This is a genomic window from Pseudomonas sp. LB3P25 (genome assembly GCF_054897985.1).
Genome location: NZ_CM142711.1, coordinates 4,047,633 through 4,062,748, shown reverse-complemented (window position 1 = coordinate 4,062,748; position 15,116 = coordinate 4,047,633). Strand labels below are relative to the sequence as shown.

General features: G+C 57.2%; 13 protein-coding genes and 4 pseudogenes. 9 read left to right on the top strand and 8 right to left on the bottom strand.

The window, feature by feature from the left end; translation table 11 throughout:
- Nucleotides 1–37: 37 nt before the first annotated feature.
- From ACYZTW_RS18450 to ACYZTW_RS18430, 5 genes and pseudogenes are all read left to right on the top strand, one after another.
- Nucleotides 38–979, top strand: coding sequence for an SDR family oxidoreductase (locus ACYZTW_RS18450; RefSeq protein ID WP_140893119.1), 942 nt, complete (start codon nucleotides 38–40; stop codon nucleotides 977–979).
- Between the two features lie 213 nt (nucleotides 980–1,192).
- Complete coding sequence (locus ACYZTW_RS18445) at nucleotides 1,193–1,813, top strand: NADPH-dependent F420 reductase (protein ID WP_462001222.1); 621 nt, start codon at nucleotides 1,193–1,195, stop codon at nucleotides 1,811–1,813.
- A gap of 90 nt (nucleotides 1,814–1,903) precedes the next feature.
- A complete protein-coding gene (locus ACYZTW_RS18440) occupies nucleotides 1,904–2,320 on the top strand; it encodes a nuclear transport factor 2 family protein (protein WP_462001221.1) in 417 nt (138 codons plus the stop codon).
- 114 nt (nucleotides 2,321–2,434) lie between these two features.
- Nucleotides 2,435–2,863, top strand: a complete 429-nt coding sequence (locus tag ACYZTW_RS18435) for an ester cyclase (RefSeq protein ID WP_462001220.1) — start codon at nucleotides 2,435–2,437, stop codon at nucleotides 2,861–2,863.
- Nucleotides 2,864–3,169: 306 nt separating this feature from the next.
- A pseudogene (locus tag ACYZTW_RS18430) lies at nucleotides 3,170–4,598 on the top strand (IS1182 family transposase).
- Nucleotides 4,599–4,864: 266 nt separating this feature from the next.
- Here ACYZTW_RS18430 and ACYZTW_RS18425 read toward each other — a convergent pair.
- From ACYZTW_RS18425 to ACYZTW_RS18415, 3 genes and pseudogenes are all read right to left on the bottom strand, one after another.
- Nucleotides 4,865–4,999 carry a hypothetical protein gene (locus ACYZTW_RS18425; RefSeq protein WP_462001219.1) on the bottom strand — a complete coding sequence of 45 codons (135 nt, stop codon included), beginning with the start codon at nucleotides 4,997–4,999 and terminating at the stop codon, nucleotides 4,865–4,867.
- 82 nt (nucleotides 5,000–5,081) lie between these two features.
- On the bottom strand, nucleotides 5,082–5,912 hold the full coding sequence (locus ACYZTW_RS18420; protein WP_462005788.1) for an alpha/beta fold hydrolase: 831 nt from the start codon (nucleotides 5,910–5,912) through the stop codon (nucleotides 5,082–5,084).
- A gap of 310 nt (nucleotides 5,913–6,222) precedes the next feature.
- Nucleotides 6,223–6,726: pseudogene (locus ACYZTW_RS18415) on the bottom strand (MBL fold metallo-hydrolase); the annotation flags it as partial.
- 1 nt (nucleotide 6,727) lies between these two features.
- Here ACYZTW_RS18415 and tnpC point away from each other — a divergent pair.
- Nucleotides 6,728–7,513: pseudogene (gene tnpC, locus ACYZTW_RS18410) on the top strand (IS66 family transposase); the annotation flags it as partial.
- A 49-nt stretch (nucleotides 7,514–7,562) separates the two neighbouring features.
- Here the strand turns inward: tnpC and ACYZTW_RS18405 are convergent.
- Nucleotides 7,563–8,177 carry an FMN-dependent NADH-azoreductase gene (locus ACYZTW_RS18405; RefSeq protein WP_462001218.1) on the bottom strand — a complete coding sequence of 205 codons (615 nt, stop codon included), beginning with the start codon at nucleotides 8,175–8,177 and terminating at the stop codon, nucleotides 7,563–7,565.
- A 123-nt stretch (nucleotides 8,178–8,300) separates the two neighbouring features.
- On the opposite strand from ACYZTW_RS18405, the gene ACYZTW_RS18400 reads away from it, so the two are divergent.
- Both ACYZTW_RS18400 and ACYZTW_RS18395 read left to right on the top strand, forming a co-directional pair.
- The gene (locus ACYZTW_RS18400) at nucleotides 8,301–9,200 is read left to right on the top strand and encodes a LysR family transcriptional regulator (protein ID WP_462001217.1); all 900 of its coding nucleotides are present in this window, start codon (nucleotides 8,301–8,303) and stop codon (nucleotides 9,198–9,200) included.
- A 276-nt stretch (nucleotides 9,201–9,476) separates the two neighbouring features.
- A complete protein-coding gene (locus ACYZTW_RS18395; protein ID WP_462001216.1) occupies nucleotides 9,477–10,514 on the top strand; it encodes a GGDEF domain-containing protein in 1,038 nt (345 codons plus the stop codon).
- A gap of 165 nt (nucleotides 10,515–10,679) precedes the next feature.
- Here ACYZTW_RS18395 and ACYZTW_RS18390 read toward each other — a convergent pair.
- The 4 genes and pseudogenes from ACYZTW_RS18390 to ACYZTW_RS18375 all read right to left on the bottom strand — a co-directional run.
- Nucleotides 10,680–11,255, bottom strand: a pseudogene (locus ACYZTW_RS18390) (SDR family NAD(P)-dependent oxidoreductase); the annotation flags it as partial.
- A gap of 62 nt (nucleotides 11,256–11,317) precedes the next feature.
- Nucleotides 11,318–12,097 carry a polysaccharide deacetylase family protein gene (locus ACYZTW_RS18385; protein WP_462001215.1) on the bottom strand — a complete coding sequence of 260 codons (780 nt, stop codon included), beginning with the start codon at nucleotides 12,095–12,097 and terminating at the stop codon, nucleotides 11,318–11,320.
- 13 nt (nucleotides 12,098–12,110) lie between these two features.
- Nucleotides 12,111–12,671 (bottom strand): ester cyclase, encoded by a 561-nt coding sequence (locus ACYZTW_RS18380; protein WP_462005787.1) that lies wholly within the window; start codon nucleotides 12,669–12,671, stop codon nucleotides 12,111–12,113.
- 177 nt (nucleotides 12,672–12,848) lie between these two features.
- On the bottom strand, nucleotides 12,849–13,994 hold the full coding sequence (locus tag ACYZTW_RS18375) for an alkene reductase (RefSeq protein WP_462001214.1): 1,146 nt from the start codon (nucleotides 13,992–13,994) through the stop codon (nucleotides 12,849–12,851).
- A gap of 128 nt (nucleotides 13,995–14,122) precedes the next feature.
- On the opposite strand from ACYZTW_RS18375, the gene ACYZTW_RS18370 reads away from it, so the two are divergent.
- Nucleotides 14,123–15,064, top strand: coding sequence for a LysR substrate-binding domain-containing protein (locus tag ACYZTW_RS18370; protein ID WP_462001213.1), 942 nt, complete (start codon nucleotides 14,123–14,125; stop codon nucleotides 15,062–15,064).
- Nucleotides 15,065–15,116 lie beyond the last annotated feature (52 nt).

Genomic DNA, 15,116 nt, shown 5'->3' with positions numbered 1-15,116 from the left:
CACTTCTCGCATCACATCACTCACAAGGAGCATTAACATGCACGTTTTCGTCACTGGAGGGACCGGCCATTCCGGTCCGTATATCATTTCCGACCTCATTGCAGCCGGTCACGAGGTCACTGCGCTTGCCCGGTCGGACAAGTCCGCAGAGGCGGTGTCTGCGCTTGGCGCCAAGGTGCGTCGCGGCGACCTCGATGATCTCGACGGGCTAAAAGCGGCGGCAGCGGATTCCGACGGTGTCATTCACGTCGCGCACAGGCAAGACCTGCTTCCCACCGGAGGCCTCGACGCGGTGGCTGCCGCGGAGCAGGCGATCATGCTCGCATACGGCGAGGCACTGAAGGGGACCGGAAAGCCACTGGTCACGTCTGGGAGCATCGGCTCGCCGGGTTGGGAACATCTCGGCCGTCCAGCAACCGAGGAGGATCCCACCCTCTCTGGCGGCGAGAAGTTCAAGGGCACCTTGCGAGTTCGTAACATCGTGGAAACGACCGTACTCGGTCTCGCCAAGCAAGGCGTGCGGTCCTCGGTCGTGCGGATTCCTACCATCATGCACAGCACGACCGACAACGCCGGCTTCCTCCCGATACTGATCGGACTTGCGAAGGAGAAGGGCGTCGTAGGCTATCCCGGTGACGGCAAGAACAACTGGTCGGCCGTGCACGCCCGCGACCTCGCCGCCGTGTTCCGTCTGGCACTGGAGAAGGGCCCTGCCGGCAAAAATTGGCACGCGGTTGCCGACGAGGCTATTTCGTTCCGCGAGATCGCCGAGGCCATTGGCAGCCGTCTGGGCCTGCCGGCCGTGAGCATTCCCGCGGACGTACTGATGCTGCCGGGATACTTTGGGTTCCTCGCGAATTTGGTCACGCTGGACCTCCCGGCGTCCAATCTCATCACCCGCCAGACCCTCGGCTGGGAGCCTGCTCAGCCCGGCCTGCTCGAGGACCTGGACAACGGCCATTACTTCCCTGCCGGCTGAGTTGAGTTGAGTTGAGTTGAGTTGAGGAGGGAGCCGGGGCGCAATGGGCCCGGCGGACAGCAATGTCGCGATGCGTGATCCGTTCGGGTAAAGATTCTGTCGACCCGGGGATGGCATGAGGAATGACGCACGAGGCTCGGCACACACGCGATATCAATCGTGGGATGCCCGTTGAGACAACGAGCAATACTCTAATTCACGAGGAGACTGCACATGAGCACTATCAGCATCATCGGCTCAGGAGGCATGGCCGCGGCGATCGCCGGTCGTACCGTCAAAGCTGGATACACCGTTGAGGTGGTCAGCCGCGACCCCGCCAAGGCGCAGGCGCTGGCCGACAAGCTCGCAGCCGGAGCGACCACAGGGACGTACGGGGCCACTCCGGCCGGCGACATCGTCATCCTCGCCGTGCCGTACACCGGTGCGGCGTCGGTGGTGGCCGAGTACGGGGACGCGCTCGACGGCAAGGTGATCATCGACATCACCAACACGGCCTCTCCGGACCTCACGGGCCTCGTCTCTCCCGCCGGAAGTTCTGGTGCGCAGGAGATCGCCAAGATCGCCCCCGCCAGCGCGCATGTAGTGAAGGCATTCAACACCCTCTTCGGCCACGTCCTTGCCAAGGGCGGCCCCCTCGACGCGTTCATCGCCGCCGACGATCCGGAGGCCAAGGCGCGCGTCTCGACGTTCATCGAGAGTCTCGGGCTGCGTCCGTTGGATGTCGGTGGCCTGCACATGGCCCAGACGCTCGAGGCGCTCGGCCTGATGATGATCGGCCTGGCGAAAAACGGCGCCGGCACTTGGGACATCGCCTTGAACGTCGATATCGGCTGATTCACCGACACCACGCCCCTCACCGGCAGGTCAACAAGGCATCTGATTAGAACGGACGCGATCAGATGCGAGAGAAACGGAGAGATTTCGATGAACACACAAAAGAATGTCCAGGTTGTTAAGGACTTCTTTACAGCAATGGGCCGCAGCGATAGGCAAGATCTACTGGCGCTGACTTCCGAAGATATTGAATGGATCATTCCGGGCGAGGACTGGCCGCTGGCTGGCACGCATCGCGGGCACGCGGGATTGGCAGATCTGCTTCAGAAGGCTTCCGAAAAGATGGAAACATCAGTCATGGAGTTCCACGAATACGTGGCGCAGGGAGACCGGGTTCTGGTCGTCGGCTTCGCCAGGGGGAGAATTAAAGCCACGAATAGGACGTGGGAGGACGATTGGGTCTTCGCCATTACTGTGCGAAATGGAAAACTGACGAACATCCGGGAGTATATCGATACGCAAGCACTGGCGCGGGCCTCCGAGATGGACGCGGGCTCCAGGCCCTGACCCATCGAGATCGATAACACACGAAACTATTCACAAAGTCAGCGAATACGTTTGAACGGCGACAAAGCCTTGCCGAAGCGCCAAATAGTCGGTAATCAACTACGCGGAGGATTTATGATGCTTAACAATAAAGAAATCGTCAGAGAACTGTACGCCGCCGGGGAGGGAAGCGGGAAAGACATCGCGAAGTTTGTCTCCTTCTTCTCGGAAGAAGGATATATGTGCGACATTCCTACCGGATTGAAATTGCATGGGCAGGCTATTGGCGATGCTATCGACGCCTTCGCAAGTGCATTTCCTGATGTTCACCGCGAGCTATTCAACATCTATGTCGCGGAGAATGTCGTAGTCGTCGAGCTCGCAATTCGGGGGACGCATAAAGGTGACCTCACGCTTGCCTCAGGGACTGTCGCTCCAACGGGCAAGGCAATAGATGTTCCGTGCTGCGACGTTTTTCATCTGGAACATGGAAAGGTTATATCCTTTAATTGCTACAACGCGGCTTCCGTAATGCAGCAACAACTTGGCCTTACTAGCAGCTGATGAGCGGCGCTGGGGACTGCATCAAGCTCTTCCTCACCCATGTCGCCACCGTCTCAACACGTTGAAGGGCTTCGCCAAGGAAGCGCAAGCAGCGCGGTCATCTGCGCACTTGGATCTTTGGTGGGGGATGGCAATCGGCGGCTTCATATAGCCGTGTGATTGGTCGATGTCTCCATCCGCCTGCATGAAAGGCAAATTCAGTCGAAACTTGCTTTCAGCGAATGGCAGCTTCTGGCCGAGAGTGAGTAAAAACGCCTTCGCGAACCCTTGCTATGATTTCTGAGGATTTCATCGCAGGGGTCGCCCATGAAGCGCTTTATTCAAGGTGAACATCGAGGCCAAAGCGCCTTACTTCCGAGAGCCTCGACGACTACGTCAGCGATACCAACCCAGTGCGTGTAGTCGACGTCTTCGTTGACGAACTCGACCTGATCTCCTTGGGTTTTGACGGCGCTATTCCAGCTGACACCGGCCGGCCTGCTTACCACCCCGCGATCCTGCTGAAGATCTACATCTACGGCTATCTCAACCGCATTCAATCGAGTCGGCGACTGGAACGAGAAGCCCAACGTAACGTCGAACTGATGTGGCTGACCGGGCGTTTGATGCCGGACTTCAAGACCATCGCCAACTTTCGAAAAGACAATAGCAAGGCCATTCGGGGCGTCTGCCGCCAGTTTGTTGTGCTGTGCCAGCAGCTGGGATTATTCGGAGAGAATCTGGTCGCCCTCGACAGCAGCAAATTCAAAGCCGTCAACAACCGCGACCGCAATTTCACCAGCGCCAAACTGAAGCGGCGAATGGAAGAAATTGAATCGAGCATCAGCCGCTACCTGACGGCACTCGATGCTGCCGATCGGCAAGAACCAACAGCTTCCGAGCCCAGTGCCGTGCGGCTGGAAGAGAAAATCGCCAAGCTCAAAACTCAAATGAAAGAACTTCAGGCGATCGAAATCCAGCTCAATGAATCGCCGGACAAACAGGTCTCACTGACCGATCCAGACAGCCGCTCCATGATGACGCGCGGCACGGGAATCGTCGGCTACAACGTGCAGACAGCGGTCGATACTCAGCACCATTTGATCGTTGCGCATGAGGTGACCAACGTCGGTTCCGACCGTGATCAACTCAGCTCGATGGCCAAGCAGGCCCGCGTGGCGATGGCGTCTGAAACGCTGTCGATAGTGGCTGACCGAGGTTACTTCAAAAGCGAAGAAATCCTGGCTTGTCACGATGCAGGCATCACCGCCTAGTGCCCAAGCCGATGACCTCTGGAGCCAAAGCAGACGGGCGTTTCAACAATGATGCCTTCATCTACGATGCTTCAAAAAATGAATACGTTTGTCCGGCTGGAGAGGCGCTAATCTGGCGCTATACCAACGTTGAAAAAGGCCTGACGTTGCACCGTTACTGGAGTTCGAAATGCCGGGGCTGCGCGCTGAAATCGAAGTGCACCCCGAGCACGCAACGGCGGGTTCGACGCTGGGAGCATGAAGCAATACTTGAGGAAATGCAGAACCGGTTGAGCAACGCGCCGGAGATGATGCGGATCCGAAAACGGACGGCTGAGCATCCCTTCGGGACGCTCAAGCAATGGTTGGGCGCGACACACTTCCTGACCCGAAAGCTTAACGGAGTGAGTGCCGAGATGAGCCTGAATGTGCTCGCTTACAACCTGAAAAGGGTCATGAAAATCATCGGCACCACTGGCTTGATGAAAGCGTTAACGACATAAAAACCGGCCTTTTTTACCCCGTCCAAATGACTTTAAGAGGCTGCTGAGCCGTTTTAACGGTTCCTGGAAGCGTTATGGTCTTGATCAGTTTGCGAAACGTGAGCACGGTCTCCTAGCGTCGATATAGAAAACCCAATCTGACGTTTTTACACACTCTGGGCCGAGAGTTGACTGTGGCTGAGGGCGGCAATCGACCCCATAGCGAACTGTGAATGTAGTCTGTCGATGGGGGGTATGGAGTATTGGCTTTAGTCGTCAGGCTAATCTCAATATGCCTCACCTTCATCGCCCTCAATACTGGCTACAAGGGCCAGCGCAATTTCCTTGGCTTTTGCGATTGCCTCATCGCTGTAGACGAAAGAAATCACGCACTTGCGGTAATCGAAGAGATGCTCAATCAACCCTTCCTTGTGGTTATGTGAGAAGTGGTGAGGTCTTATCGACGCCGCGACGGCGATCAGATCGCCGTCACGACGTTAGTGCTCAACCGCGAATGAACGCCAACAAATCGGCGTTGATCTGATCTGCGTTGGTAGTCGGCATGCCGTGAGGAAAGCCCGGGTACGTCTTGAGAGTGGAATGCTTCAATAGTTGGGCCGAAAGCGGCGCAGAGTCGGCATACGGCACAATCTGATCATCCTCTCCATGCATGACCAGTGTTGGCACCTGAATCGCCTTCAGGTCTTCGGTGAAGTCGGTCTCGGAAAACGCTTTGATGCAGTCATAATGAGCTTTTGCACCGCCCATCATGCCTTGACGCCACCAGTTGTCGATTACGCCTTGTGAAACCTTGGTCCCGGGACGATTGAAACCGTAGAACGGCCCCGACGGCACGTCCACGTAAAACTGCGCGCGGCTGGCGACCAGTGCCGAACGGAACCCGTCGAACACTTCCAGAGGTAAACCGCCGGGGTTCTTCTCTGACTTAACCATGATTGGGGGAACCGCGCTGATAAGTACGGCCTTGGCAACGCGTCCCGGTTTGGCTCGAGCGGCGTAGCGCGCTACTTCACCACCACCGGTCGAATGGCCGACATGGATCGCACCTTTAAGGTCGAGCGCATCGGTCAGCTCGATGACATCAGCGGTATAGGTGTCCATTTCGTTGCCCACCCAAGTTTGGGTCGACCGCCCGTGACCGCGGCGGTCGTGCGCGATCACCCGATAGCCTTTGAGCAAGAAAAACATCATCTGGTTGTCCCAGTCGTCCGCGCTCAATGGCCAGCCGTGGTGAAACACGATGGGCGTCGCGTCTTTCGGACCCCAATCCTTGTAGAAAATCTCGGTGCCGTCTTTGGTCGTAATGGAATTCATGGCGTGCATCCCCTCGTGATCTGGTTTGTGTTGGGTTGCAGGGTGCTTATTAGCGGCCTGCGTCAACTCGGAAAAGCTGGAAACCGGTACCAACAAACTTGCGGCCACTACTGCTGAACTTGTCAATATGGCACGACGCTGGAGATCTATCTCCTGATTGGAGTCTTTCATTGGCGGTCTCTCGATCATTGTTGCTCAGGGTTGGTATCTCGAAGCTCATGAGGTTTCACCGCGTCAACTCCTCGTCCCATTCGTCGCCAACAGCCAAAGACAGGGGGAGATTGGACGGAGGCGCAAACCCAACAAGCGATCAGTAGTCCCAGAAACCCGCTACCCAGCGAAAGGCGTCACCGTCCACTGCCACCCGGCCAACGGAGGGGAACGGCAGGTGAGTAGCCACGAACAGCTCACCGCTAGCCGCGGCCTCTTGCAACAGGCGGACACGAACGCGAACCGACTCCTCAGGGTCATGTTCAAAGCCGTTATGCCAGTCGGGGTGTTCGAAGGCGACCGGGAACAGGGCGTCGCCTGCGAAGGTCAACCGCTCACCGCCGGATGTCACGTAGACCACGCTGTGCCCTGGGGTGTGGCCGCCGGTGAGCTTGACGACCACTCCTGGTGCCACCTCATACTCTTCCTCGAACGTGCGCACCTTGCTGCGGTATTCGCTAATGAACTGATTGGCCGTTGCCCGCTGGACGTCCGGCACCGGCGACGGCATGGAGGTGAGGGAGAAATCGGGCGACTCCCAGAACGCGACCTCAGTGGCCGAAACGTGGATACGCAGATCTGGACGCATTTGGCTCTTCACCTCATACGCCGACGAAACGCAGGTACAGATGCTCACGCCGGGCGCGAAGAAAACCGACCGCGCCTACGTCTGGGCCTATGCCACCAGCCAGTTTGCCAACGTAAAGGCTGTTGTTTACGACTTCAGTCCCGGTCGCTCGGGCGAACACGCCCGCGCCTTCCTGCAAGACTGGAAGGGCCTACTGGTCTGCGATGATTTTGGCGGCTACAAGGCCAGTTTTGCACTCGGTGTGACCGAGATCGGCTGCATGGCTCATGCGCGACGCAAGTTCTTCGAGCTGCACATCACGAACAATAGCCAGCTTGCCGAACAGGCCTTGCGCTACATCCAGCTGTTATACGAAATCGAACGTGAAGTCAGCGACCTGGAGCCGGATTTACGCCGCCGAATACGCCAGGAAAAAGCTGTGCCGGTGATGGATGCGCTGCATGCCTGGATGATCGCCCAGCGCGAGCTTGTACACGATGGGGTGGCCATTGCCAAGGCTCTAGATTACAGCCTCAAACGCTGGACGGCATTGTCGCGCTATCTCAATGACGGCGCGCTCCCCATAGACAACAACCATGCCGCACAGCAAATAAGGCCATGGGCCCTAGGCCGCAAGAATTGGCTTTTCGCCGGTTCGTTGCGCAGCGGCAAGCGTGCGGCTGCGCTGATGAGCCTGATCCAGTCGGCACGGCTCAACGGGCATGATCCGTATGCCTATTTGAAGGATGTTCTCACGAGTCTGCCGACACAGCGAGCAAGTGAAATCGATCAGTTGCTGCCGCATAAGTGGATGCCCGTTTAACCACGCGAAGTCGATAGAGCAGAATCGTATGGGTTAGGAAAAATGCTGTCTAAACCAGCGACTTTTGAATTTGATGATCAAATGTATCTAGAAAATCGTGCATGCTGATTTCTCCGAGATCTACAGCTTTAGCGCCGCCGGCCGCAATAAAGGTGACATCAGTGATACCTAGGACGTTCAGGATCAGTTTCAAGTATTGGGTCGCAATGTCACGGTCTCTGATCGGGGAGTCGTTGGTGTATACACCTCCCGAGGCGAGCAGCACCGTTGCCTTTTTACGGGTCACCAGGCCTTTACCATCAAAGCCCAAGGTCAGGCCTTTACGTACCACGTGATCCACCCACGCCTTGAGCGCCGCAGGGACGTTATAGTTGTAGACCGGCGTTGAAATAACCACGTGATCGGTTTCCAGCAACTCGGCCGCAAGCTCATCGGATAGCTGCAACACGGCTTTCATTTCAGGCGAATGTTGGGTTTCTGGGGTGAAGTAAGCCTGTAACCAGGGGGCCGTCACAAACGTAAGCGGAGTGTCCGTTAGATCCCGTATTTTGATGGCGCCCCTAGGGTGTGCAGCTTCCCACGCGGCCACAAATCGGCGAGTGAGCTGCCGGGAGATTGAAGCATCCCCACGTGGGCTGGTTTCAATGGTGAGAAGCCTGGACATGAAAGTAACTCCTGTATGTTTTGCGTTGTCGCTTTAGGCGATGTGCGACACACTCTACCCAATGCGATCTCTACGCAGGAGTGATGTAAATATGATTGAGTCCATCTGTTTAAGTGATGGGTCATGATCGGAAATCTCAGCTTGGATCAGTTGCGGATCCTTGTAACCATTGCTGATACAGGCAGTTTCTCGGCAACGGGACGTCACCTGCGGCGTGCTCAATCTGCCATTAGCCAGTCGATTGCCACACTTGAGTCAGTTCAAGGTGTGAGGCTGTTTGATCGCAGCGGCCATCGTCCAACTCTCACTGAGGTAGGTAGAGTGCTAGTGGTTCAAGCGCACGCAGTGCTGGCAAGCGCTGCCCAGTTTGAAGCAATGGCCGCAAGTACGGCAGCAGGGGTTGAGCCGGAGTTGGCTCTCGCCATAGACCCTTTAGTCCCTAGCGCACCGCTCATCGAAAGCCTGCGCGCTATCCGTGAGGCTTTTCCGCATCTGGCAGTGAGTTTTTCTACAGAAGGCTTAGGCGGCGCAGAGCGCCGATTGCGCAACGGCGATGCGGCACTGGCGCTTTGCACATTGATTCCGACAGTGCCCGACGATGTCACTGCACTGTCGCTGCTCAGCGTCGACTTGAGGCCAGTAGTAGCCAGCGGGCATCCCCTGGCTATGTTAGGCCGTCGGGCAACAAGTGCAGACCTCAAGCCTTATGTGCAACTGGTACTTTCCGATCCGGTTTCTCCCGACGGCCCTAGCTATGGGGTGACGGGCAGTCACCAGTGGCGGTTTGTAGATTTGGCACGGCGGCTGGATTTTTTGCTCGCCGGGTTCGGTTGGTGTCGAATGCCAGAGCATCTGATTGCGGATCATCTGGCTTCAGGACGCCTCCTACCGCTTGAGTTAACCGCCGAACTTCAGCGCACACCAGACACACTTACGATCTACGCAGCGCACATGCAAAATCGCTCTTTAGGAAAAGCAGGCCGATGGCTTCTGAATGATCTGACCCGTCGTCTGTGCATATGATGATACGAAGACGACTAACGTCAGCGGTTTGGTTATCCCGTTGGCCAAAGGGCTGATGCGGTTAATCGAACCGGTTGTGCAGGGACTGCCCGGGCCGTGATCGTCTGTGCGTATTTCGCAAGCCAAGGTGTGATACCTGCCCGCTTACCGCGAGAGTTCGGTCTATAGCTAGTCCAACAGGTAGTAGGGACACCTTATGTATGGCTGCTTGATGTACGTAAGGATATGCTACCCCCGACTTCATATATGCCAATAAAAACCAACCACAGTGACGTTATGAGCCAATCAGAGACGCGTGCGACTGCCCTAACGTTGTATCCAGAGGACTCCCGCGAGGCGGCGGCTCTGCTGAAGCAGGCCGTACCGCTGATGGTGCGTCACAACATTCCACCAAATCCCGTTCACTATGCTCTCTGGTACACCTACAGCAAAGGTCAGGAGCCAGAGCTTAATCGCCATCTGGACAGGGTGGTCAAAGACTTCGATTGTTTCCCTCCAGAATCCGCTACGAAGCTTTTTCGCGACTACATCATTCGTGACGAATTGGAGGAGGCGCGCGCAGGGCAACAACAAGCGATCAATCTGGTTGACGACATGGAGCGTAATGTCTCGCGTAGCGTGAATGGCAGTGTCAACTTTCAAACCAGTCTTGGGCATTGCATGGAAATGCTCGCGGAGCCGGTCGACAAGAGGTTGCCCGCTATTCTGAGCGAGCTGCAACAGAGCACCCAGGTCATGCAGGATCAGCAAGAGCTTTTCCTCTCCCAGCTGCACTCAGCGCAAAATGAAATTAAGAGTCTGAGAGACAAGCTCGAGCGAGCCCAACTGGCTGCATCTTTGGATGGTCTGACTAAGGTGTTGAACCGAGCTACCTTCACTCGCTTGCTGGAGCATGCATTGATCAACGCTCCTCATGGGGTGGCATTGGTCATGTTGGATATCGATCATTTCAAGCAGTTCAATGACCGGTTTGGCCATCCTTTGGGCGACCGCGTACTTGAGCATGTTGGTCAGGTGTTGCGGAACTCAATCCCGCCTCAGGCCCTGGCGGCACGCTATGGTGGTGAAGAGTTCTGTGTAGTCCTGCAAGAGTGTTTTGATCTCACCAGTGCTCATACTTTTGCTGAACAGTTGCGCCTGAAAATTCAGGCGCTGCGGATCAAGGTTCGTGGCACGGATGAGGTGCTAGACACTGTAACTGCGTCTTTTGGTGTCGCCCTCGCCAAAGCGGGTGACGATGTGGAAAGCCTTCTGACTCGTGCCGATGATGCCCTCTATCAAGCCAAGCGCAGCGGGCGCAACCGAGTGAATTGAAACTGGCGTTCGGACTCTAGCTGCAATCACATAGCCCCACAGGATATGGTGATTAGTGAAGGGCAGGCTGACTACCGGATCGACGATCCCGACACCCATGCCGGAGCAGACCAGTTCGCATGCCGTCGAGAAGAGCGGATAGATTGGTTGTGGTTCCTGCAAAAAATTAGTTGCTGTCGGGCCAGGACACGCGGCCATCACACGAACACCGTCGCCGGCCAGCTCGTAGCTCAGCGCTTCGCTAAAATGGAGAACGAAGGCCTTAGTCGCGGCGTAGGTGGCCATCGCCGGGAGCGGCTGAAAACTAGCGTTTGAGGCGATATTGATGATGCCGCCCTTTCGGCGATCTTTCATCCCACGGCCAAACAAGTAGGAGAGGGAGACGAGCGCCTGAACGTTCACCTGGATTTCGGCTTGTTTCTGCTTCAGTTCGTGCGACAGAAAACTACCGCTCAATCCTAACCCTGCGTTGTTGACTAGCAGGTCCACTTGAATTGCGCGATGTTCAAGTTCGGTCGCAATCCAATTCGTGGCATCTGGGTCAGCGAGGTCGGCATTGAGTACAACGCATTGAACTCCGTATCTATCAGTCAGTCGGCTTGCCAAACTATCCAATGCGTTTAGCGAACGTGCAACCAACACAAGGTTCATGCCACGAGCAGCAAGATGCTCTGCAAAGACTTCGCCAATTCCTTTGGACGCCCCTGTGACCAACGCTGTCGATCCGCGATAATTAAACATTTTGCATTTACCTTTAGTAGATTTTTACACTGTTTCGGCTTCGCGCAGGGTCAGCGGGCTGTTCAGGATGTAGCGCGCAATTTCGTCCTTGCGCATGAACGCACCACGACGAAGTCCTTGCCGTTGACCTGTTCGATGAAAGGCTCATCGCGGCTCAGATCGTCGATGTGGTAGACGTAGCCCAACTCTTGTAGCAGCGACAGCGTGTTCGGACCACGCCGCAGCCAATTGCAGTTGTAGCCGATCGGCCGCTGACCCGTGACTTCTTCGACCATGCCGGCTGCCTGGACGAGGAACTGCTTCTCTTCCTCGCGGCTCATCGCATATTGGGAACTCCAGCGAGGACCATGTCCGGCCGCTTCATGGCCACGCGCAACGATCTCTCTTGCCAGTTCGGGATGCCGTCGAGCGGCCTCGCCGATCATGTGCGAGGTCACCTTGACCTGGTGGCGATCCCACAGATCGAGCATGCGCGGAATGCCCTCGCGATAGCCGTAGGCAAACCAGGTGTTGGCTGCCGGGTCCGATGGAATGTCTGGCGGAAAATCGACCTTGGGGAACGGACTGTCCGTACCTTTGGACGGCTGTCCACCCGCCTCGAACTGCATGGAAATGGAAACGACCAGCCGAATGTCGTCAGGCCAGAACTGACCATGGCGTGGCGTAGCCGCGAGCTTTGCCGTGGACGGTGCGGCTTGTGCGGCTTGGGCTGCGACGGTAGGGAGCACCGCACTCGCAGCAAGGACGCCCGCTGCCGCCCCGGCTCGATTGAGAAACGTCCGGCGACTGACTTGCTCCGATGTACTCGGGCCGTCAGCAATGGGTTCATGATCAAACTTCATCAGTGCGATCTCCTTACTTGGCAATCAAGCCGAGCTGTTGCAGCAGGGTCAGGTTGTCTTCGAGATGCCAGTTCTCAGCGATGCGACCTTCGACGACGCGGTAGATATCGGTTGCGATGAAGTCGATCGGCTGCCCTTTGCCCTGGACGCCCTTGAACTGGCCGGTAAAGTGGCCGGAGAAACGCAAATGAGCGATGACTCGGTCACCGACCACCATCATCTGCTCGACCTCGCACTGGATATCGGGAATAGCCGCATGCATCATTTTCGATGCCGCGAGCGGTCCGGTGATGCCTTGAGGGCGACCTGGCGGCAACGTGGAATCCTTGAAGTCGGGTGCCAGGGCGGCGTGCGCGAGTGCTTCGTCGCCGGTGGTCCAGAACGTGTCATACCGGCGTGCGGCCAGGATCTGCGCCTCGACCTGTGCCCGGGGAAGACTATGGTCGACGATCACGGTGCGGGGCTGGACGAGCAAATCGGTCGCGGCGAAGACGGGGGGCACCGCGACGGTGACCAGTAAAGTAAACAGCCAAGAACTTGCACGGGGCAGGCGGGCAACAGGCGAAAGCGACATGAGGATTCTCCATCCGACAGGTAGTGACGGATGCACGGTCGAACTGCAACTCGTCGGCAGGTCGATAAAAGCCCGGCGTTCCGGTTGCTGCGGTAAGTTCGTTTCAGGATTCGGCCAGATTTTTGAGTTCGTCGACATCGACATGGTGTCCTCGCTTCTACTTCGAAAGGTTGCTGCTCAGGAAACAACTTCCAGTTCACTGGCTGCGCCGGCCCGACGTGTATCGCTCCAGCCGGGATAGTCGCTATAGCCGCGCTCACTGCCTCCGAACAGCGTGTTGCTATCGAGCATGGCCAGCGGCAAGCTCTCGGCGAGCCGGCGCGGCAGGTCCGGGTTGGCCACGAACGGCCGGCCGAACGCGACCAGGTCGGCATAGCCCTTGCCAATCACCCAGTTGGCGCGTTCCAGATCGTATTTGCCGGCAACGATGATGGGCCGTTGGAAGCGTGCTCGAATCTCGGCCCGGAACGCTTCGGTGAACGGCGGTGCGTCGTCCCAATCGGCTTCGACCAGGTGCAGGTAGGCAACACCCAGCGTTTGCAGGAACGAGGTGGCTTCGAGGATCGTCGGCAGAATGTCGGGGCAGGCCATGCCGCGGGCGGTCAGAAACGGTGCTAGCCGAATGGCAGTGCGCTCGGCACCCACTTCGTCCGCGACGGCACTGACCACTGCCTTGAGGAACCGCAAGCGATTTTCGCGCGAGCCGCCGTATTCGTCGGTGCGGGTGTTAGCGGTAGTGCGCAGGAACTGATCCACAAGGTAGCCGTTCGCTCCGTGGATTTCGACACCGTCAAAACCCGCCGCTATAGCGTTGCGCGCGCCGACGCGGAAGTCGTTAACGATGCTGTGGATTTCCGCTCGGCCAAGTGCGCGCGGCGTCAGGCAATCCACCATCTCGCCTTGACCGGTCGCAGGATTCACCTTCCAGATTTGTGCTTCGAATGAAACGGCCGAAGGCGCGACCGGCAACTCCCCCTTGTGGAAGTCGGGATGAGACATCCGACCGACATGCCACAGCTGAAGGAAGATGCGCCCACCAGCGGCATGCACGGCATCCGTGATGAGTCGCCATCCTGCTATCTGCTCTTCGCTATGAATGCCCGGGGTAAAAGAGTATCCCTTACCCTGCGGCGAGATCTGCGTCGCCTCCGAAACGATCAGTGCAGCCGAAGCGCGTTGCGCATAGTAATGGGCGTTCATCGCGTTGGGCACGTCACCCGGTTGCGTGCTACGAGCGCGCGTCATCGGCGCCATCACCACGCGGTGAGGTACGTTATGTTCAGCCACAAAGGTCGATGTGAACAGGGGTGAAGAAGCTGTCATGGCAAGACTCCAGAAGCTGGGCGTAGTCGAACAGAGGTTTTCTGATCGGGTACGGACAGTGTTATCTCTTGCCTTGAGTATGAGAATATGGCTGTGAGTAGATAGATTATCGAACGGAGGTTGATAATATGCTGGACGATCTCAACGAGCTCCGTACCTTCCAGCGGATCCTGGTGTGTGGCAGCCTGTCAGCGGCCGCGCGTGATTTAGGCGTGGGACTCGCTGTAGTCAGTAAGCGGCTCATGGCACTGGAACGGCGAGCCGGACAGCGGCTGATCAATCGCACCACTCGCACTTTGTCCGCTACCGACGAGGGTTTGGCCCTGATCGCTCATGTCGATCGCATACTCGAGGAGTTGGATGCTGCGGAGTCACGAATGACCGTAGGCGGTGAAGAGCCGTTCGGTCTGCTGCGGGTCAGCTCACCCGTTTCCTTCGGGCGCATTCACTTGGTACCGTTGGTGGCTGAACTGGTCGAACGCCATCCGAAGCTTGATATCGAACTTAGGCTCGACGACCGGCTTGTCGACCTGACGTATGAGCGGATCGATGTCGCGGTGCGCATTGGCCAGCCTCGAGATAGCAGCGCCATCATGCGCAAGCTCGCTGATAATCACCGGATCCTCGTTGCCGCACCTGCGTATCTCGAACGTCATGGGGAGCCTGAATGCGCCCGCGATCTTGATCGTCATTGGTGTCTACGCTACGACGATCTCTCCATGCCATGGCGCCTGGAAGGTCCACGAAACGAAGTCATCGATTTTCAGCCACGCCCCCGGCTTCAGGCCAATAGCGGCGATGCCGTGCGGGATTGGGCGATCGGTGGCCACGGTGTGATGCTCAAGTCCAGGGTCGACGTTGCGGCCGATCTTGCCATCGGCCGCCTGGTACATATCCTGCGTGACTGGCACAGTCATCCGCACCTATCTACGCACTGCTTCCTTCCAGACGCCATATTCCGACAAAAACGAGGACGTTTCTCGACGCGATCGGCACCCGACTCGCAGATCTTTAATTGTGGCGCGGTGCGTCGATGCAATCAGTCAATGCCCGCGTTCGCTTCAAAGTGAAGGGCTTAAGTGCTGGGAACAACCGCAACGAACCGGCTTCAAGCGGGTATCA